17 protein-coding genes, 1 tRNA gene and 2 pseudogenes are annotated in these 17,156 nt (G+C 65.3%); 9 read left to right on the top strand and 11 right to left on the bottom strand.

Features of this window, described 5'->3' with window-relative positions:
- The first annotated feature begins 286 nt into the window (after window positions 1–286).
- From DRW48_RS13130 to kdsA, 3 genes are read left to right on the top strand one after another with little or no spacing between them, the layout of a single operon-like run.
- Window positions 287–940: an ABC transporter ATP-binding protein gene (locus tag DRW48_RS13130; protein WP_114076814.1), complete on the top strand. Its 654-nt coding sequence runs from the start codon at window positions 287–289 to the stop codon at window positions 938–940.
- Window positions 924–2,837 carry a KpsE/RkpR family capsule polysaccharide export protein gene (locus DRW48_RS13135; RefSeq protein WP_114076815.1) on the top strand — a complete coding sequence of 638 codons (1,914 nt, stop codon included), beginning with the start codon at window positions 924–926 and terminating at the stop codon, window positions 2,835–2,837. Before DRW48_RS13130 ends, DRW48_RS13135 begins: the two co-directional genes overlap by 17 nt.
- Entirely contained in the window at window positions 2,834–3,676 is an 843-nt protein-coding gene (gene kdsA / locus DRW48_RS13140; protein WP_114076816.1) for a 3-deoxy-8-phosphooctulonate synthase, read from the top strand. Before DRW48_RS13135 ends, kdsA begins: the two co-directional genes overlap by 4 nt.
- Window positions 3,677–3,694: 18 nt before the next feature.
- Here kdsA and DRW48_RS13145 read toward each other — a convergent pair whose 3' ends face one another.
- A complete protein-coding gene (locus tag DRW48_RS13145) occupies window positions 3,695–4,882 on the bottom strand; it encodes a BaiN/RdsA family NAD(P)/FAD-dependent oxidoreductase (RefSeq protein WP_114076817.1) in 1,188 nt (395 codons plus the stop codon).
- 90 nt (window positions 4,883–4,972) lie between these two features.
- Here DRW48_RS13145 and DRW48_RS13150 point away from each other — a divergent pair.
- Window positions 4,973–5,047 (top strand) — tRNA-Gln (locus DRW48_RS13150).
- A gap of 385 nt (window positions 5,048–5,432) precedes the next feature.
- Here DRW48_RS13150 and DRW48_RS16190 read toward each other — a convergent pair.
- From DRW48_RS16190 to DRW48_RS16200, 3 genes are read right to left on the bottom strand one after another with little or no spacing between them, the layout of a single operon-like run.
- Window positions 5,433–5,864, bottom strand: coding sequence for a hypothetical protein (locus DRW48_RS16190; RefSeq protein ID WP_206749743.1), 432 nt, complete (start codon window positions 5,862–5,864; stop codon window positions 5,433–5,435).
- A 48-nt stretch (window positions 5,865–5,912) separates the two neighbouring features.
- The gene (locus DRW48_RS16195) at window positions 5,913–6,266 is read right to left on the bottom strand and encodes a hypothetical protein (RefSeq protein ID WP_206749744.1); all 354 of its coding nucleotides are present in this window, start codon (window positions 6,264–6,266) and stop codon (window positions 5,913–5,915) included.
- Between the two features lie 58 nt (window positions 6,267–6,324).
- The gene (locus tag DRW48_RS16200; RefSeq protein ID WP_241963471.1) at window positions 6,325–7,074 is read right to left on the bottom strand and encodes a recombinase family protein; all 750 of its coding nucleotides are present in this window, start codon (window positions 7,072–7,074) and stop codon (window positions 6,325–6,327) included.
- Window positions 7,075–7,225: 151 nt separating this feature from the next.
- Between DRW48_RS16200 and DRW48_RS13160 the strand changes: the two are divergent.
- Window positions 7,226–7,860: pseudogene (locus tag DRW48_RS13160) on the top strand (IS6 family transposase).
- Between the two features lie 515 nt (window positions 7,861–8,375).
- On the opposite strand, the pseudogene DRW48_RS16550 reads toward DRW48_RS13160, so the two are convergent.
- The 7 genes and pseudogenes from DRW48_RS16550 to DRW48_RS13195 form a co-directional block, all read right to left on the bottom strand.
- Window positions 8,376–8,857, bottom strand: a pseudogene (locus DRW48_RS16550) (DEAD/DEAH box helicase family protein); the annotation flags it as partial.
- A gap of 26 nt (window positions 8,858–8,883) precedes the next feature.
- A complete protein-coding gene (locus tag DRW48_RS16155) occupies window positions 8,884–9,195 on the bottom strand; it encodes a hypothetical protein (RefSeq protein ID WP_199286231.1) in 312 nt (103 codons plus the stop codon).
- A gap of 101 nt (window positions 9,196–9,296) precedes the next feature.
- Window positions 9,297–10,805: a tripartite tricarboxylate transporter permease gene (locus DRW48_RS13175; protein WP_114076819.1), complete on the bottom strand. Its 1,509-nt coding sequence runs from the start codon at window positions 10,803–10,805 to the stop codon at window positions 9,297–9,299.
- A 60-nt stretch (window positions 10,806–10,865) separates the two neighbouring features.
- A complete protein-coding gene (locus DRW48_RS13180; RefSeq protein WP_114076820.1) occupies window positions 10,866–11,324 on the bottom strand; it encodes a tripartite tricarboxylate transporter TctB family protein in 459 nt (152 codons plus the stop codon).
- Window positions 11,324–12,277, bottom strand: a complete 954-nt coding sequence (locus DRW48_RS13185) for a tripartite tricarboxylate transporter substrate binding protein (protein WP_114076821.1) — start codon at window positions 12,275–12,277, stop codon at window positions 11,324–11,326. The genes DRW48_RS13180 and DRW48_RS13185 overlap by 1 nt, the downstream gene beginning before the upstream one ends.
- 48 nt (window positions 12,278–12,325) lie before the next feature.
- Window positions 12,326–13,003, bottom strand: coding sequence for an RraA family protein (locus DRW48_RS13190; protein ID WP_114076822.1), 678 nt, complete (start codon window positions 13,001–13,003; stop codon window positions 12,326–12,328).
- Window positions 13,000–14,004, bottom strand: coding sequence for a hydroxyacid dehydrogenase (locus tag DRW48_RS13195; RefSeq protein WP_114076823.1), 1,005 nt, complete (start codon window positions 14,002–14,004; stop codon window positions 13,000–13,002). Before DRW48_RS13195 ends, DRW48_RS13190 begins: the two co-directional genes overlap by 4 nt.
- A gap of 109 nt (window positions 14,005–14,113) precedes the next feature.
- Here DRW48_RS13195 and DRW48_RS13200 point away from each other — a divergent pair, with 109 nt between their 5' ends.
- The 4 genes from DRW48_RS13200 to DRW48_RS13215 all read left to right on the top strand — a co-directional run bounded on the left by DRW48_RS13200 (window position 14,114) and on the right by DRW48_RS13215 (window position 16,974).
- Window positions 14,114–14,986 carry a LysR family transcriptional regulator gene (locus DRW48_RS13200; protein ID WP_114076824.1) on the top strand — a complete coding sequence of 291 codons (873 nt, stop codon included), beginning with the start codon at window positions 14,114–14,116 and terminating at the stop codon, window positions 14,984–14,986.
- Between the two features lie 286 nt (window positions 14,987–15,272).
- On the top strand, window positions 15,273–15,596 hold the full coding sequence (locus DRW48_RS13205; protein WP_114076825.1) for an ArsR/SmtB family transcription factor: 324 nt from the start codon (window positions 15,273–15,275) through the stop codon (window positions 15,594–15,596).
- Window positions 15,593–16,012, top strand: coding sequence for an SRPBCC family protein (locus tag DRW48_RS13210; protein ID WP_114076826.1), 420 nt, complete (start codon window positions 15,593–15,595; stop codon window positions 16,010–16,012). The genes DRW48_RS13205 and DRW48_RS13210 overlap by 4 nt, the downstream gene beginning before the upstream one ends.
- A 377-nt stretch (window positions 16,013–16,389) precedes the next feature.
- Window positions 16,390–16,974 carry a YdeI/OmpD-associated family protein gene (locus DRW48_RS13215; protein WP_114076827.1) on the top strand — a complete coding sequence of 195 codons (585 nt, stop codon included), beginning with the start codon at window positions 16,390–16,392 and terminating at the stop codon, window positions 16,972–16,974.
- Window positions 16,975–17,156 lie beyond the last annotated feature (182 nt).

Here is a 17,156-nt window from a genome sequence, read left to right on the forward strand (position 1 = left end):
AAACCCACGGTTGTGTCGCGTCCGTGCCGTCGCGGTGAGCGCTCGGGCTGGCTCCTCACAACCCCTCGCCTTTGCGTAACATCTTAGTCTGTCCGTTTACTTTTCGGCCCGGATTGACCTAGTGTCCGCCATCTGCGGGCGTTCTGCCGCGCCCCGGTCCGATCCCGCGCCGAACCGTCTTCACCTCATGACCGCACTTCGTTTTAAACCCATGCCTGTGCCTGCCATCACCTTGCCCCGCTGCTATCCGATGATCGCCGCCCGCCCCTTGAAAGGCGGCTGACGGATGCTGGAATTCGATAACGTTTCGAAATCGTTCTGGACCGGCCGGCAGCGCAAGGTGATCCTCGATCAGGCCTCGTTCCGGGTCGAGCTTGGCAACTCGATGGGTATCCTGGCGCCGAACGGCACCGGCAAGACGACCCTGATCAACATGATGTGTGGGCTGGAAAAGCCCGACGAGGGCCGCATCCGCGCCGATTGCCGCGTTTCCTTTCCCTTGGGTTTCATGGGCGGCGTGGTGGCGCGGCTCTCGGGCAACGAGAATGTGCGCTACATCGCCCGCATCTACGGCCTCGATCCCGACTATGCCGAGGCCTTCTGCCGCTGGCTGTGCGAGATCGGCGAATATTTCGACCAGCCGGTCGGCACCTACAGCCAAGGGATGCGGGCGCGGCTGAACTTTGCGTTGCTGCTGTCACTCGAGTTCGACATCTACCTCATCGACGAGGGGATGCCCCTGACCACCGACGCCAACTTCAATCGCAAGGCCGGGGGCGTGCTGTTCGACCGGCTCAAGACCTCAACCGTGGTGGTGGTCTCGCACCAGGCCTCTACCTTGGAAAAATTCTGCCGTAGCGCCGGCGTTCTGCGCGATGGACGGCTGTACATGTTCGAAACGCTCGACGAGGCGAAGCAGTATTATGACTACACCGCCTAAAGCCCGCCTCTACCGCCTCAGCCCCGCCGAATCCGCACTCGCCAAGGCCAGGGTCTCGCGCGAGCCGGATTCGGCCGGCGCGCCGCCCTCGCCCGCAGCCGGGGCAAAGCCTGGCCCGGTCCGGCTTGAGATCCGCGCGCGCCGCGATACCGGCGACAGCAAGGCGGCAGCTGCCGGGCCTGCACCGGCCCAAGACGTCCCGTTCGAGCCGGCGACGGACCACAGCGACCTGCTTGTTTCGAACGAGGCCACCGTGGAGGACGGCTTTGCCGGCATGACCTTTCCGGGCGCTGCCGCGAACACCGCGCGCCGGACCGCCGACGGCCAACCGGCTGGCGATCTGAGCCCCGAAGCAATGGCAAAAGCCATAGCCGAGGTCGAGGCCGAGCGTCTGTCGCCCCGCCAGTTGCGCGTCGCGGCACGCCTCGCGGCCTCGCACGGCATCGAGGCCGCCAGTGACGAGGAGGCGATCGTCCGGCTGCGCCTGCAGGGCATCGACCCGATGGAGCGGACTGGCCTGCGCAAGGCCGTGGCCGAAGCCGGCGATCGGGCCACCAGCCAGCCGGCGCCGAATTCACCCTCGGTCGTCGGCGGCCGCCAGGCGCGCAGCGTTCAGCCGTTGCCCGAGGGGCGCGGCAGCGGGCCGGCGCAGGGACGTGGCAACCTGCCCGTGAAGGCTGCGCCCGGCCGCCCCCCGGCCCCCGCCGGTACGCCGCACCTGCCCAGCCGCGAGGCGATGACCGAAGAGCGTCGCGCCGCCGAAATCCTGCGCATCCAGCGAGACATCGCCCGCCGCCGCCGCCGCCGGATGCTGATGCTGTTCGTACGTCTGGCTGCCTTCGTCTTTCTGCCGACCGTGATAGCGGGGTGGTATTATTTCACCCAGGCGACTCCGCTTTACGCGACAGAATCGAAATTCCAGATCCAGAAGTCCGAGGGTGCTTCCGCAGGACCGCTGGGTGGCCTGCTGTCCGGCACGCAGCTTGCGACCAATCCTGACAGCGTCGCGGTGCAAAGCTATCTCGGCTCGCGCGATGCCATGATGCGGCTTGACGCTGAACTTGGTTTCAAGCGCGTCTTCCAGGACCCCTCGATCGACCCGCTGCTGCGCCTGCCCCCGGATTCCAGCAACGAAGAAGCTTATTCCGTTTACAAGGACATGGTGAAGATCAGCTATGATCCGACCGAGGGGGTAATCGGCCTCGCGGTCGCCGCGCCCGACCCGGAACTGTCGCAGAAATTTTCGCTGGCGCTGATCCGCTATGCCGAGGGGCAGGTCGACCAGATGACCGCGCGCCTGCGCGACGACCAGATGACCGGCGCCATGGCCAGCTATGCCGACGCCGAGAAAAAGGTCGCCGCCGCCCAGAACCGCATCCAGGAGCTGCAGCAAAAGTTGGGCGTTCTTGACCCGATTTCCGAAAACACGGTCGCCATGCAGCAGATCGCCACGCTGGAGGGCGAGTTGACGAAGAAGCAGCTCGAGCTGGGGCAGTTGCAGTCCAACGTCCGCCCGAACGCCAGCCGTGTGGCCGGCGTCGAGGGCGACATCAAGCGCTTGGAGGAGTTGATCGCCGACCGCCGCGCCGACTTGACCCAGACCTCGGATTCCCGTGGATCGCTGGCCTCGGTCACCGGCGAACTGCGCATCGCCGAGGGCGAATTGCAGACCCGCCAGCAGCTGTTCGCGACCGCCGCGGCCCAGGTCGAGGCGGCACGAATCGAGGCGAACAAGCAGGTCCGCTACCTTTCGCTCGCACTCCCGCCGGTGCCCCCGGACGAGCCGACCTATCCCAAGTCGGCCCAGAACACGCTGGTCGCCTTCCTCATCTTCGCCGGCATCTACCTGATGCTGTCGCTGACCGCCTCTGTCCTTCGCGAGCAGGTATCCTCATGACGGAGCAACGCACTGTCGCCTTGGGCGATGTCACCTGCGGCAACGACCTGCCGCTGACCGTGATCGCCGGACCCTGCCAGCTGGAGACGCTGGACCACGCGCTGATGATCGCCGAGGCGATGGCCGGAGCGTGCCGGGCTGCTGGCGCCGGCTTCGTCTTCAAGGCCAGCTACGACAAGGCCAACCGCACCTCGCTGCAGGGCCGTCGCGGCGTCGGTATGGAGGAGGGCCTGAGATGGCTACAGACGGTGCGCGAGCGCATCGGCTGCCCGGTGCTGACCGACATCCATGATATCCCGCAGGCTGAGGCTGCGGCTCAGGCGGTGGACGTGATCCAGATCCCCGCGTTTCTCTGCCGCCAGACCGACCTGCTGCTCGCCGCCGGCCGGACGGGCGCCGCGGTGAACGTCAAGAAGGGCCAATTCCTTGCCCCTTGGGACATGCAGAACGTGGCCGACAAAGTCGCCTCGACCGGTAACGAGCGGCTTATGCTGACCGAGCGCGGCGTCAGCTTTGGCTACAACACGCTGGTCGCGGACATGCGCAGCCTGCCGGTCATGACCCGCACCGGCTGGCCGGTCATCATGGATGCGACCCACGCCGTCCAGCAGCCCGGCGGCCTTGGCGGGGCCTCCGGCGGTCAGCGCGAGTTCGCGCCCGTGCTGGCCCGCGCCGCGGTCAGCCTAGGGGTTGCCGGGGTATTCATCGAGACGCACGAGGCGCCCGACACGGCGCCCTCAGACGGGCCGAACATGATCCCGCTGGAGGCGATGCCGGCTCTGATCGCCTCGCTGATGAAGTTTGACGCCTTGGCCAAGGCCGATCCGCAGCGCGTTTAGACCGCCGATGGGCGACCGTTACCCCGCGGCAATCGCCTTTGCCGCGGCGTGCGCCGATGCCCAGGCCCACTGAAAGTTATACCCGCCGAGCCAGCCGGTGACATCCACCAGCTCACCGATGATGTGCAGGCCCGGAACTTTCCTGACCTGTAGCGTGCGGGCGTCCAGATCGCGGGTATCTACCCCACCCATTGTCACCTCCGCCGTGCGGTAGCCTTCGGTGCCGACCGGGCGGATCTGCCAGCGGTGCACCCGCGCCGCCAGTGCCTCGGCCGCAGCATTGCCCATCGCACCGATCCGAGCACCGCTATCGCCGTCACCCGCGATGGCCTGCGCCAGACGCTCGGGCAGCACGCTCCCCAGAACGGTGGCAACGGCCCGCCGCGGCGTCGCGCCTCGCGCCTCGCGCAGGCGTGCGGCAAGGCCCGCATCCGGTGCCAGATCGATCACCACCGGCTGCCCGGGCAACCACAGGCTGGAGGCCTGCAGGATCACCGGCCCTGAGAGCCCGCGATGGGTGAAAAGCAGTGCGTCGCGAAAGCTGGTGCGACCGACAGTGACCGTGGCCTCGACGCTGATCCCGGCGAGCGGACGGCACAAGTCCAGGTCCTGCTCGGCAAAGGTCATCGGGACAAGGCCCGGGCGAGTCTCGGTCAGGCGCAGCCCAAGGCTCTCGGCGATGGCGTATCCCACCGGGCTGGCGCCCATCTTGGGGATGGACTTGCCCCCCGTGGCCAGCACCACACGGCTGGCTGTGATGGCGCCAGAGCTGGTCGAGACCTTGAAGCCATTCGGTCGCGGGGCGACCCCCTCCACTGCAACGCCCAGGCGCATTTCCACCCCCGCCATACGCCGATGCAGCATGCCGATGATCTGGGTCGACTTGCCGTCGCAGAACAGCTGGCCTGCGGTCTTTTCATGCCAGGCGATTCCGGCGCGCTCAACCAGGGCGACGAAATCCTCTGGCGTGTAGCCGGCGAGCGCCGAGGCAGCAAAGCGCGGATTGGCAGAATGGAACCGCGAGGGCTGGGTCGCGAGGTTGGTGAAATTGCACCGGCCGCCGCCGGAGATGCGAATTTTTTCACCGGCCCTGCTCGCGTGATCCAGCAACAACACGCGCAGATGCGGCGCCAACTCGCGCAGCGAGCCACCGCAGAAAAGCCCAGCCGCACCGGCGCCGAGAATGACGACATCCCAGTTTTCCATCCGCGCGGCCTACCCGCCCCAGCATCCCGCGACCAGCAAGTTTTTACGCTTGCGGCCGCAGTTTGGCCTAGCTAAACACCCCCTCGCTGCTGGGGCGTGGCCAAGTGGTAAGGCATCGGTTTTTGGTACCGTGTACCGTAGGTTCGAATCCTACCGCCCCAGCCAGTCATCTTACCTGAATTCATCTCTGCCGGGATGCGCGGAATTATCCGCGTGAATTCCGTTCCTTGTGTGCCGCTGCTTTGCGGAGAGACGCTTTCCATTGCACACATCTGCTGCATTCCGCGACCCGGTCTCGGGGCGGCTCCAAGGTCGTGAGGTTTGCGCGCATTTTCCCTGTTCCGAAGGAGTTTACAGGGAAATCAACTTCGGGCGGTCCCGGACGGCCAGTATCCGAGCTATTTTCTGCCGCAGCATCAGTACCTTGAATAGCAAATTCCCTGCTCGCCGGAACAGGCAATTGAACGTGGGTAACAGGGAAACCTACTATGCGGGCGGGGAAGGTGTCTGCTGATCATAGAAGCTCCCGTGAGATGGGCAGGAGGTCCGATCAGCGCGGCGGCGCGATGCCGGTGCGGCTGTATTGCACACTCCAGTCGGCCGGCATCTTCGGACGGGTGAGACGGTGCAGGGTCAATGCGGCCGGCTGGGTGCCCTCAAGGATTGCCTGCTGGATCCCGGGAGCGAGGAGGGTGAGTTGCAGGTGCACGCGGAGGCAGCCTTCAGAGATTCCGTCAGCCTTGGCAATCGTGCGGATGTCCCGCCCACGCCGGATCTCGCCAAGCCAACGATTCGCCCGCATCAGATGCGCAACGAGTTGCACATCTGGCTGCGTCTGCCGGTCGCCGATCACCAGGCGCTGCTCGACGCCGCGCCGCTTGAGCGCCAATGGCAACGTCAACTGCAGGGCACTGGGGGCGAGCGCGTCGGTCCCAACCCCAAAGAGCGCTGCAAGCTTCTCGCGGCTGAGTACGAGATCCACGCCCTCGCGGGACAGCGTCCCTGGCTCGATCAAGCCGAGCCAGCGGTTCTATGCCGCTACGTCCGCGCCTGAGGAGGCCAGCCTCTCCAGCATGCCATTGTGGCCGGTGAGGTCTGGCAGCGTCAGCAGGTCATGTTGATCGACCCGGGCACGCAGGTGCGTGGCAATCCCGCTGGCAAGTGCCGGTTCCAGTGCCCGTGCCGGGGTGTGCCTAGCAGACTTGTCGCTGCCTCCCGTTACCAGACGACTGGAGATATAGTAGCGATAGCGCCGCCCTCCCTTCTGCGTGTGAGTGGGGGTCAGGCGATCTCCGGTCTCATCGACCAGCTTGCCGGTCAGGCTGGCGCCGGGCGGTGGGAGTGAGGTCTCGCCCCGCTTCCGGCCGGCGGCCTCGGTGAGCATGGCCTGGACACGCCGCCACTGCGCCTCGCCGATGATCGCCGGATGCTGGCCCGCGTGCTCAGTCCGACCATCGCGGGTGCGACCGGTATACCGGGTTGGAGAGCAGGTAGTGCAGCTGTCCACGGGCCAGCGGGCGGTTGCCCATCTCACAACCATCGCGGCCCGGGCGCGACTTCGAGCGCAGATCAAGGCGGCGTACCTCCTCCGCAAGGGCCGAGAGGCTGGCACAGTGCTCGTAGAGACCGAAGATCTGCCGGACTGTCGCAGCCTCGGTCTCGTTCACAGCCAGCACCTGCTCGCGCGGATCCGGATGGCGGTCATAGCCGAGCGGCAGCGTGCCGCCCATCCACAACCCCCGCTTCTTGGAGGCCGCGATCTTATCGCGGATGCGCTCGGCTGTGATCTCGCGCTCGAACTGGGCAAAGGACAGCAGCACGTTCAGCGTCAACCGCCCCATCGAAGTGGAGGAATTGAAGGCCTGGGTCACCGAGACAAAGGAGCAGCCCTTCGCCTCGAGCCGCTCGACCAGCTTGGCGAAGTCGGCGAGCGAGCGGGTCAGCCGGTCGATCTTGTAGACAACGATCTTCGAGATCCGGCCGGCATCGATCTCGGCCAGGAGCCGCTTGAGCGCCGGGCGCTCGGTCTTGCCGCCCGAGAAGCCGCCATCGTCGTAGCGCTCCTTCACCGCCCGACAGCCCTCGTGACGCTGGCTCGCGATATAGGCAGCACAGGCCTCGTGCTGGGCATCGAGCGAGTTAAAACCCTGGTTAAGCCCTTCGTCCGTCGACTTCGCGTGTAGATGGCGCAGCGGATAACCGGCGGGCTCATCGGCTCGATCGGCACTGTCAGATAAACCCGGCTTGTCCGACCGGCAGCGTCAACCCTACCCTTCCGGCATGACCCAGCGCGGCCCGTTTCGGTAGTTCAAGACCTCACCCGAAATCATCCGCCTGGCCGTGATGCTCTACGTTCGGTTCCCGCTTTCGCTGCGCAACGTCGAGGACCTGCTGCAGGAGCGCGGCATCGAGGTCAGCCATGAGACAGTCCGCTTCTGGCGGAACCGGTTCGGCCCACTGTTCGCCTCTGAGATCCGCCGGAAGCGAGCCTCATTCATGGGGACGGGTCCGCAGTGGCGGTGGCACCTGGACGAGGTGTTCGTGAAGATCAACGGCATCCAGCATTACCTCTGGCGCGCCGTCGACCACGAGGGCGAGGTGCTGGAGTCCGTGGTTACCAAGACCCACGATCGCAGCGCTTCCTGCGCAAGCTGATGCGCCGGTATGGCTCTCCGACCAAGATCGTGACAGACCGCCTTCGCTCCTATGGTGCGGCCCTTCGCGAGCTCGGAGCAGGTGCGAAGCAGCTCTCTGCGCGGCACGCGAACAATCGCGTCGAGAATTCACATTTGCCATTCCGGCGACGAGAACGAGCCATGCTCCGCTTCCGCCGCATGCGAAGCCTGCAGATGTTCGTCGCCCTCCACGCCTCCGTCTCAAACCATTTCAGCCGGGACCGCAGCCTCTCCCGCCGTCAGCACCTCAAAGCCAACCGAGCCGCTGCTATCGCCGAGTGGCGGCAGCTCGGCACCGCCTGAAAGACGGCCCTGCTGCAAACACTGAGACGAGTTCGCATTCGTCTGACAGCACACGTTCGGCTCCAGACTGCTGAGCGCCCGACAGTGCCGGTGGACAAGCGGAGGGTGAGACGGTCAGACGCGATCCGGCCCTCGGCAATCAGTCCGAACAGTCGCGCCTCTGCATCCGCTTTCCCGCTCGCGTCAAAGACCTTTGCCGCCGATTGCTCTTCAGCCTGACGGTGGCGTAGGAGATCGGGTTCGGCGAGCAACCTGTACTCGCGCAGAAGCCGGGCGACGTGCGCAAGGATGCCGAGTGCGATCCCGGTCTGAAGCGTCGCCGCGGGCAGGCGCCAGGCGGTCGGATCGGGCGGACCGGGGATGAGCCAGTTGGAGACGTAATAGCGGTAGCGGCGCGAACCCTTCTGGTCTGGGTCGGAGTGAGGCGGTCGCCGGTCTCGTCGATCAGTTTGCCGATGAGCAGAGAGAAGGCGACGCTGCCCTCCGACGGCCATTTCCCGGCATGCGCCCGGCCCAAAGAAATCGCGCGCATACTCGCGGTAGAGGTCGGGACGGTTCTCGTCACACGCGATCGACTGGTAGATCGCGAATTACATGTCGCGGCTCTTGACCGCCAGCCCGCCAGAGATCTTGTGACGGGCCTAACCAAACGGGCCGAAGTCCTTTGCGATCGGATCGTCGACCAAGACGTTGCGATCAGCGAGAAACAGGATCTTCGGATTGCGGTTGATCCCTTTGGAATTCCAGCGTGCCGACCAGAGCTTCCAGCAGATCTGGAAGGCGACGGCAGTCTTGCCCGCTCCTGTGCACAGTGTGAGCAGTGCCGGCTTCCTGCCCTGAAGCGCCGCCTGAACGGCGCGGTTCACGGCGATCTCCTGATAGTAGCGAAGGGGTTTGGCTCGATCTGGAACGTGGGCGTCAACAGCCGTTCGGCCACTTGGTCGTCGACAATGCCCTCGGCGCGGCGGAGCCGGGACCAAAGGTCGTCAGGGGATGGAACAGGATCAGGCCACTGTCGGCGGCCTACAGCGGCGGTGGCGTCAGCGTCGCCGGCTCAGCCAGCTTGAACTGGCGCTCGACGCGGACATATCGTAGCGCCACCTCAGCTTTGTGGAATCCGGGCGGGCCCAGCCCAGTCGTGCGATGGTGTTGAATCTGACAGAGCGGCTCGCCCTGCCGCTGCGCGACCGTAACTTGATCTTCAATGCCGCCGGATACGCTGCGCACTTTCCGCAGCGCCCCTTGGACGCACCCGAGCTTTCCGCGGCGCGCGAGGCGATCGACGGAACCCTGCAGGGGCATCTTCCGCAACCCGCCCTGGCGATGGACCGTCACTGGAGCTTGCTCTCGGCAAACGCCGCGGTTCAGCAGTTGCTGGAGGGGATGGCACCGCCGCTCCTCACCAGAACGGAAAAAGGGGGCCAGCAGCCCCGTCCTCACCCTTCATCTTCCTGGAAGGCCTCTTCCCGCGTCTTGCGGAAGCTTGGCAGGATCATCAGTCCTAGCAGCACGACCGTGGCCAGCAGCATGACTAGGCTGATGGGCCGTTCCACGAAGATCGACGGATCGCCTTGGGTGATGAGCATCGTCCGCCGCAGGTTCGCTTCCAGTAGCGGGCCAAGGACGAAGCCCAGTAGCAGCGGTCCCGGCTCGCATTTCGCCTTGCGGAACAGATAGCCGAGCAACCCGAAGCCCGCTGCCAGCACCACATCGAAGATGCGGTTGTTCATGCTGTAGACGCCGATGCAGCAGAACAGTAGAATTGCCGGATACAAGAGCCGATAGGGCACCGTCAGCAGCCGCACCCACAGCCCGATCAGCGGCAGGTTGATGACGACCAGCAGCAGGTTCCCGATCCACATCGAGGCGACGAGGCCCCAGAAGATCTCGGGCTGGTTGGTCAGCACCGACGGGCCGGGCGTGATGCCGTGGATCATGAACGCGCTCAGCATCATCGCCATCATGTTGTTGGACGGAATACCCAGCGTCAGCAGCGGAATGAAGGACGACTGCGCGGCGGCATTGTTGGCTGCCTCGGGCGCTGCGACGCCCTCGGGCACGCCCGTGCCGAACTTCCGCGGATGGCGCGAGACTTTCTTTTCCAGCGAATAGGCGCTGAACGAGGCCAGCGTCGCACCGCCCCCGGGCAACAGGCCAAGGAAGGTGCCGACACAGGTGCCGCGCAATACGGCCCCCCACGACGCCCGGAAATCCTCGCGCGAGGGCCAGAGCCGGGTAAGAGGCGCGACACCTACGCCCTCGGACCCCGAGCGTTCCAAGTTGGTGATGATCTCGGCGAAGCCAAAGACGCCGATGGCAATGACGATGAAGTCGATGCCGTCAAACAGTTCCAGCGCGCCAAAGGTCAGCCGCTCGGCCCCCGTCTCTGCGTCGGTGCCGACCATGCCCAGGAGTAGGCCGAACAGGATCATCCCGATCGCCTTTAGTACTGGCCCGCTGGCCAGGATCGTCGCCGCCAGCAGGCCGAAAAGCATCAGCGAGACATATTCAGCCGGCCCGAAGGACAGCGCAAAGCTGGAAAGCGTCGGCCCGGCGATGGCGATGGCAAACGTCGCCACGGTGCCGGCAAAGAACGAACCCAGCGCGGCAATGGCCAGCGCCGCCCCGGCCCGGCCCTGCCGAGCCATTTGATAGCCGTCCAGCGCGGTCACGACCGAGGATGCCTCGCCCGGCAGGTTGACCAGAATGGCCGTGGTCGAACCGCCGTATTGTGCGCCGTAATAGATGCCGGCCAGCATGATGATCCCGGCCAGCGGCGGCAGGAAGAAGGTGATCGGCAGCAGCACCGCGATGGTCGCGGTCGGCCCGATCCCCGGCAGCACCCCGATCAGTGTGCCCAGCAGCGCACCGATCAGGCAGAAGCCGAGGTTGGCGGGCGACATCGCCTCGCCGAAGCCAAGCATCAGCAGGTCAACGAATTCCATCCCTCACCCCTCCTCGGGCGATGTGGTGTCAGGCGGGCCGCCGTGGCCCGCCCGCCGTGGTCACACAGGCCAGAGGGGCACCTGCACCCCAAGCCCATAGACGAAGACCAGCGCGCCAAAGAGCGTCAGCCCCGCGGCAAGCAGCAGCGTCGTCCGCCAGCGTCCGCCGGGATCGGCCAGCGAACCGGCAATGATCAGCCACAGCGACGCCAGAACGAAACCAAGATGGGTGGCAGCAAATGCAAAGCCCACGATGGCGACGGTGATGACCAGCAGCGGGCGCACCCGGATCGCCTCGATCACCTCGGACGGGCTGCGCAAGGCGGACAAGCCGACGGCCAGCCCCACCCCAACTAGCAGCACGCAGACCAGGCGAGGCATGAACCCCGGCCCCATGCTGGCCAGCGATCCAAACTCGAGCGGCCCCGACATCACCAGTCCCAGTACCCCGATTCCCAGGAACAGCGCCGCCGTCAGCAGGTCGGGGCGGTTGCCCATGCGGGCGTCCGGCGCGGCCATCACGGGTTTTCCTTGACCAGCGCCAGGATCTGGCGGAAGCGTTCCAGCCGCGCGGGCATCGCCGCCGTCCAGTCGGCGCCCGACTGATAGGACAGGGGCAGGTTCTGCTGCTTGGCCTTTTCCAGGAATTCGGGCTTGGCCAGTGCCACCTCGATCGCCTGCGACAGGCGGGTGCGGTCGGCCTCGGGCACGTCGCAGCGGGCTGCAAGGCCGCGTTCGGACGACATCATCACGTCGAAGCCCTGCTCCTTGGCCGTGGAAAGGTCGGGGGCAAGCGTCGAGCGTTCCTCGGAAAACTGCGCCAGCGCCCGGATGGCGTTGTGGTCGCTGGTCGCGTATTCGCCTACATTCAGGCCGATCATGCTGACATGGCCACCCAGCAGGGCGGTCTTTGCCTCGTTGGCGCCGGCGAAGGGCACGGCGGTCAGGTCGATCCCCGCCGCCTGTTCCAGTTGCAGCATGGCCAGATGTTCGTCGGTGCCGACGCCGGTGGTGCCGACCGAAACCTTGCCGGGGTTGTCCTTGGCGAAGGCCACCAGGTCGGCCAGCGTCTGATAGGGCGCGCCTGCCTGCACGACGAAGGTGCCGGGATCTTCCACGATGCGCGCCAGCGGGCAGAGGGCCGCCGGGTCAAAGCGTAGCTTGCGGTCCACCTGCATGGTCAGGAAGCCGGGCGTGTTCAGCGACGAGATGGTATAGCCGTCGGGCTTTGCCTGCGACAGCGCCGTATAGGCGATCTCGCCCGAGGCGCCGGGGCGGTTCATCACCGGGATCTGGGTGCCGAGTTCCGCCTCGATGAAGGGCGCGAGCGTGCGCAGCATGATGTCGGTGCCGCCGCCGGGGGCGAAGGCCACGATCATCTCGATCGGTCGGTCGGTCGGCCATTCGGCCAGAGCGGCGGTGGCGGCCGTCGTCAGGATGGCGGCAAGGGCCGCGGATTTCAGTGCGGTCATGGTTGTTCCTCCCCAATTCGCGCCGGCAGCGCCGGTCGCATCTCCTCTTCAGGCCGGCATCTCGCAGCCCAGTTCCTTCAGCGCCGCATCGACCCAGGACCGATCGTTGGTTCCGGCGTCGATGGCCGCCATCTGCCTGGTCTCGGCATCGTGCTTGGCGCGGGTCGCGGCCAGAACGGCCTCGGCCGCATCGAAGGGCACCGCCACCACGCCGTCACCGTCGCCCAGCACCAGATCGCCCGGTGCGATCACCATCCCGTCGATGGCGATCGGGACGTTGATTTCCCCCGGCCCGTCCTTGTAGGGGCCGCGATGGGTGATGCCCGCCGCGAACAGCGGCAGATTCATCTCGCGGATCGCATCCGCATCCCGGATCGCGCCGTTGAGGACAAAGCCGGCGACACCGCGCTTGGCGGCATAGGCCAGCATCATCTCGCCCATCAGGGCGTTGGTCAGATCGCCCCCGGCATCGACGACGATCACGTCGCCGGGCTGGGCCATGTCGATCGCCTTGTGCAGCATCAGGTTGTCGCCCGGCCGCGATTTCACAGTCAGCGCCGGGCCGGCGAGTGTGCCGTCCTGGTGCATGCGGGTCAGCCGGGGACCGGCGGCGGTCATCCGCCTCATGGCATCGCTGACATTGGCGACCGGCAGTGCGCGGAATTGCGCGACCAGCTCGGGCGTGACGGCGCGGTTGCGGGTCAGAATGCGGAAACCGATGGTCATCTAAGTCCCTTTAAGGAGGTGGCGGGCGCAAGCGCCGCGCGGTTGGCAATACGGGCGGGCGGCAGGTCGCGCCCGGCCAAGTGGTCGATGATTCCCTGTGCGGCTTCGATGCCGACGCGGGCATTTGCCGCCGTGGTCACGCCGCCGACATGCGGTGTCATGACCAGCCGCGGTTCGGCCCAGAAGGGATGTTCGGCGGCCGGCGGTTCCTGCGCGAAACTGTCCAGCCCGGCCCCGGCGATCTGACCCTTGGCGAGGGCCGCAGCGAGCGCCGCCTCGTCGATCAGCGCTCCGCGGGCGGTGTTGACGATGATCGCGTCGGGCTTCATCATCGCCAGGCGGCGGGCGTCGATCAGGTTGCGAGTGGCATCGGTCAGCGGCGAATGCAGGCTGATCACATCTGCCTCGGTTACCAGCGCATCGACATCATGGACCCGGCGGACGCCCGCAGCCTCCATTGCCTCGGCCGGGCAGAAGGGGTCATAGGCGATGACGGTCATTCCCAACGCCTGCGCGATGCGCGCCGTGTGCCGGGCGATCGCGCCGAACGCCACCAGCCCAAGGGTCGAGCCAGCGATCTCGCGGCCCTTGAAGCCGGCCTTTTCCCAGCGTCCCTCGCGCAGCCCGCGGTCCAGCGGCACCAGCCGCTTGCCCACCGCCAGCAGCAGCGCGATGGCATGTTCCGCGACCGACAAGGCGTTAGCGCCGGTGGCCATCAGCACCGGGATTCCCCGCTCGCCCGCGGCGGCCAAGTCAATGTTGTCCACCCCCACGCCGTGCTTGGAAATCACCTGAAGCGACGGAGCGCAGTCCATGGTGGCCGCATCCAGCCGGCCCATGCGTGAAATGATCCCTACAGGATCGGCGGCACGAACGATCTCTGTCAGACCCTCGCCGCCCGTGTAGGGCGGTACATAGACCGGCGTCAGACCGGCAGACGTCAGCAGGTCGACCGCAGGCGCGACAAGGTCGGGCCCGGTGATCAGGACGTTCTTCGGCATTAATTCTCCCCTTCGCGGCGGATGCAGCCGTCAAGGGGGACATTACGTCACTAGATATTCTGGACGCCAACGGCTAATTTTAATTCTTAAATGAAGGAACACTTAATTAGTGGATACCCGTCAGCTGAAAACCTTGTTGGCCATCGTCGAAACCGGCGGCTTCGCCAGGGCGGCCGAAAAGGTGCACCTCACGCCCTCGGCCATCAGCCAGCAGGTCCAGGCGCTGGAACAGGAAATCGGCGCCGCGCTGTTCGACCGCACCAGCCGCCCGCCGCGCCTGACGGCGGCCGGCCAGCAGATGCTCGAGACGGCGCGCGAGGTCCTACAACTGACAGAAACCGCGCTTGACGCTATATCCGGGCGTCGCCTGATCGGCACACTGTCGCTAGGGTCGGTACGGACCAGCGCGCTTTCGCTGCTGCCCCGCGCAATCGTCGCACTGCGCGATGCCCGTCCCGGCCTGCGGGTCAAGCTGCGCGTCGGCCTGTCCGATGGACTGCTGCTGGACGTGGCGGCGGGCCGTCTGGACGCGGCAATGGTCGCCGAGCATCTACGCCTGCCGCCTGGCCTGCGCTGGCGCCCGTTCCTGTCCGAACCGCTGCTGGTGATCGCGCCGCCGGACTATCCCCTGATGACCGCCGAGGACTACCTGCGCAACTGCCCCTTCATCCGATTCGGCAGCAACGTGCCTCTTGCCCACATCATCGACCAAGAACTCAGCCGGCTGGACATCCGGCTGAACGAGGTCGCCGAGATCGACACCATAGCCTCGATCACCGCCTGCGTGGCCGGGGGGCTGGGCGTGTCAATAGTGCCGCGGGTGGCACTGCTGGACAGTCCCGCACCATTGCGCGCGGCGCCATTCGGTCCGCCGGACCTGCGCCGCCAGATCGGGCTCGTGCACCAGCCGCACAGCAGCCGGATCCTGCTCATCGACGAACTGCATGACCGTTTGGTCGGCTTGGGCAGCAGAAGCATTTAGTGTCGGGAAGATCTGCGATTTTTGGAGGCTGCAACGGACCATTGGCGGTCTCCCTGGGCTGACCGTGGCGAGCCGACTGTCGGTTGGCTTGGTCAAATATTGTTGCTCACCACCTTCCGTTGCGCCTCCTCGGTTCCGCCTCGGCATTCTGTCGTAGTGGTAGCCTATCCCCCTTGATGTCGGCCTGTGGATGACGGCTCCCACGTGTGCAGTCTGGATCAAGTCAGGGGTTGTCGAATCATAACTGGCTAGCTATCCGTTACACATAGCTAGCGGGTTATGATTTATGTTGGATTTGCACGATAACCTCTTTCGATCCCTTTCCGATCCGACCCGCAGAGCCATTTTCGAGCGCCTGTGCCTTGGAGGCGAACAGAATGTTCTGGCGCTGACGGATTTTGCCGGGATCTCACAACCGGCGGTGTCAAAGCATCTCGCCATCCTCAAGCAAGCGGGCCTTGTCAGCGGGCGGCAGGACGGTCGCCAGACTCGCTATGCTGCGAATGTCGAGGCACTGGCACCGCTGGTCGATTGGACGCGAACCATGAGCCAGTTCTGGGACGCGAAGCTCGACGAATTTGAAGGTCTTCTGAGGAGGATGGACCAGTGACGGAAGACACGAACAACCTGCGCTCGATTTTTAAGGAACGCGAACTGAGACACCCGCCGGAATATGTCTGGCGTGCGCTGACGCAGGAGCATCTCATCGAGAAATGGCTGATGAAAAGCGATTTCAAGCCTGAGGTCGGCCACCGTTTCCACCTCGAAGCTGAGTGGGGCAAAGTGTCGTGCGAGGTACTGGCAATCGAACCGCTCAGGACGCTCTCGTATTCCTGGGCGGCGTACGGGTTGGAAAGCGTTGTGACATGGACCCTGACGGAAACCGCCACCGGCACGCATTTGAAAATGGAGCAATCGGGCTTCGGTCGCGATCAGGATCAGGCCTACTACGGGGCCAAGGCGGGCTGGGAACAATTTCTCGACCGGCTGGAGGAGGTCGTCGCGAATCTCGATGGTCAGGGCTGACGATGAGCATCGCTCGCCGGATACTTCAGGCGTTGCCCGCGCTGCACACAGCTATCGGGCCGGCTGGGGGCTCATTAACTCTGACCAGGCCGTTCCGACGCTGGCCGCGCTCCCGAATGCTGTCTGGATGGCTCTGATCCCGCTTGAACTGTCCTGCGCCAGGTCTGGTCATTCCCGGTGGTCGCACTGTCGCCGGGATGGCTCGTGCCGGACGCGGCCACCCCGATCGCGGTGGACGCCGATCTTCTCCGGCGTTTACCTGCGGGGGCGCCGAGGATAACAGGCCGATGTATCACTGGCTGGGCGTCGCCGTCTGCGCAGTGATCGCGATCGGACGGATCTTCGTCGCGCCGAACTCAGTTTGAAGGGAAGCAGGCATGGCAAGTGATCCCGATATCGAAAAACTCCTAAAACAGGAAACTTGGCGGGCCGAGCGACGCAAGCTGCGCGACATTCTCCTCGATTGCGCCCTCGAGGAACGGGTGAAGTGGGGCAAGCTCTGCTACGCCCACGAAGGCAGAAACGTGGCGATCATCTACGGGATGAAAAACTCTTGCGCGGTCGGATTCTTCAAGGGGTCGCTCCTGCGAGATGAGGACGGCGTTCTCGTCCAGCCGGGCAAGCACTCACAGGCGATGCGACGGCTTCATTTTAGGAGCCTGGAAGAAATCGAACACGGTGAAGGCACGATCCGGCGCTTCGTCGACCGAGCGATACAGGTGGAGAAAGATGGGCTGAAGGTCGAGTTCACCGAAAAGGACGATCTCGACTATCCGGACGAACTACAGAACGCCCTCGACGACGATCTCGAACTGGCGGAAGCCTTCGAGGAACTGACGCCGGGACGGCAGCGCGGCTGGATGCTCCACTTCTCGGACGCCAAGCAGTCGGAAACGCGGGCGCGCCGCGTGGAAAGAGCTCGGTCGAAGATTATCGCGGGGAAAGGTCCCACCGAGCGATAAGCGCCATGTTCGGCTGATCCGCGACGAGATTTCGCACCAAATCGATGCCTGGCAACACGCCTCTGCCACGAACTCGCCTGTTTCTTTTGCATAATCTTCCCAAGCCTTTGGGACAGCTGGTAGCCCCGCCTTCTGATCATCCGCAATGAGTTGGGCCATCTCAATTTGCCGAAGCATTCGGT

Source organism: Paracoccus suum (genome assembly GCF_003324675.1).
Taxonomy (GTDB): domain Bacteria; phylum Pseudomonadota; class Alphaproteobacteria; order Rhodobacterales; family Rhodobacteraceae; genus Paracoccus; species Paracoccus suum.

Coding starts and splice junctions, on each gene's coding strand:
- DRW48_RS13130 (WP_114076814.1), top strand. CDS start 287: ATGCTGGAATTCGATAACGTTTCGAAATCGTTCTGGACCGGCCGGCAG.
- DRW48_RS13135 (WP_114076815.1), top strand. CDS start 924: ATGACTACACCGCCTAAAGCCCGCCTCTACCGCCTCAGCCCCGCCGAA.
- kdsA (WP_114076816.1), top strand. CDS start 2,834: ATGACGGAGCAACGCACTGTCGCCTTGGGCGATGTCACCTGCGGCAAC.
- DRW48_RS13145 (WP_114076817.1), bottom strand. CDS start 4,882: ATGGAAAACTGGGATGTCGTCATTCTCGGCGCCGGTGCGGCTGGGCTT.
- DRW48_RS16195 (WP_206749744.1), bottom strand. CDS start 6,266: ATGCTCACCGAGGCCGCCGGCCGGAAGCGGGGCGAGACCTCACTCCCA.
- DRW48_RS13175 (WP_114076819.1), bottom strand. CDS start 10,805: ATGGAATTCGTTGACCTGCTGATGCTTGGCTTCGGCGAGGCGATGTCG.
- DRW48_RS13180 (WP_114076820.1), bottom strand. CDS start 11,324: ATGGCCGCGCCGGACGCCCGCATGGGCAACCGCCCCGACCTGCTGACG.
- DRW48_RS13185 (WP_114076821.1), bottom strand. CDS start 12,277: ATGACCGCACTGAAATCCGCGGCCCTTGCCGCCATCCTGACGACGGCC.
- DRW48_RS13190 (WP_114076822.1), bottom strand. CDS start 13,003: ATGACCATCGGTTTCCGCATTCTGACCCGCAACCGCGCCGTCACGCCC.
- DRW48_RS13195 (WP_114076823.1), bottom strand. CDS start 14,004: ATGCCGAAGAACGTCCTGATCACCGGGCCCGACCTTGTCGCGCCTGCG.
- DRW48_RS13205 (WP_114076825.1), top strand. CDS start 15,273: ATGTTGGATTTGCACGATAACCTCTTTCGATCCCTTTCCGATCCGACC.
- DRW48_RS13215 (WP_114076827.1), top strand. CDS start 16,390: ATGGCAAGTGATCCCGATATCGAAAAACTCCTAAAACAGGAAACTTGG.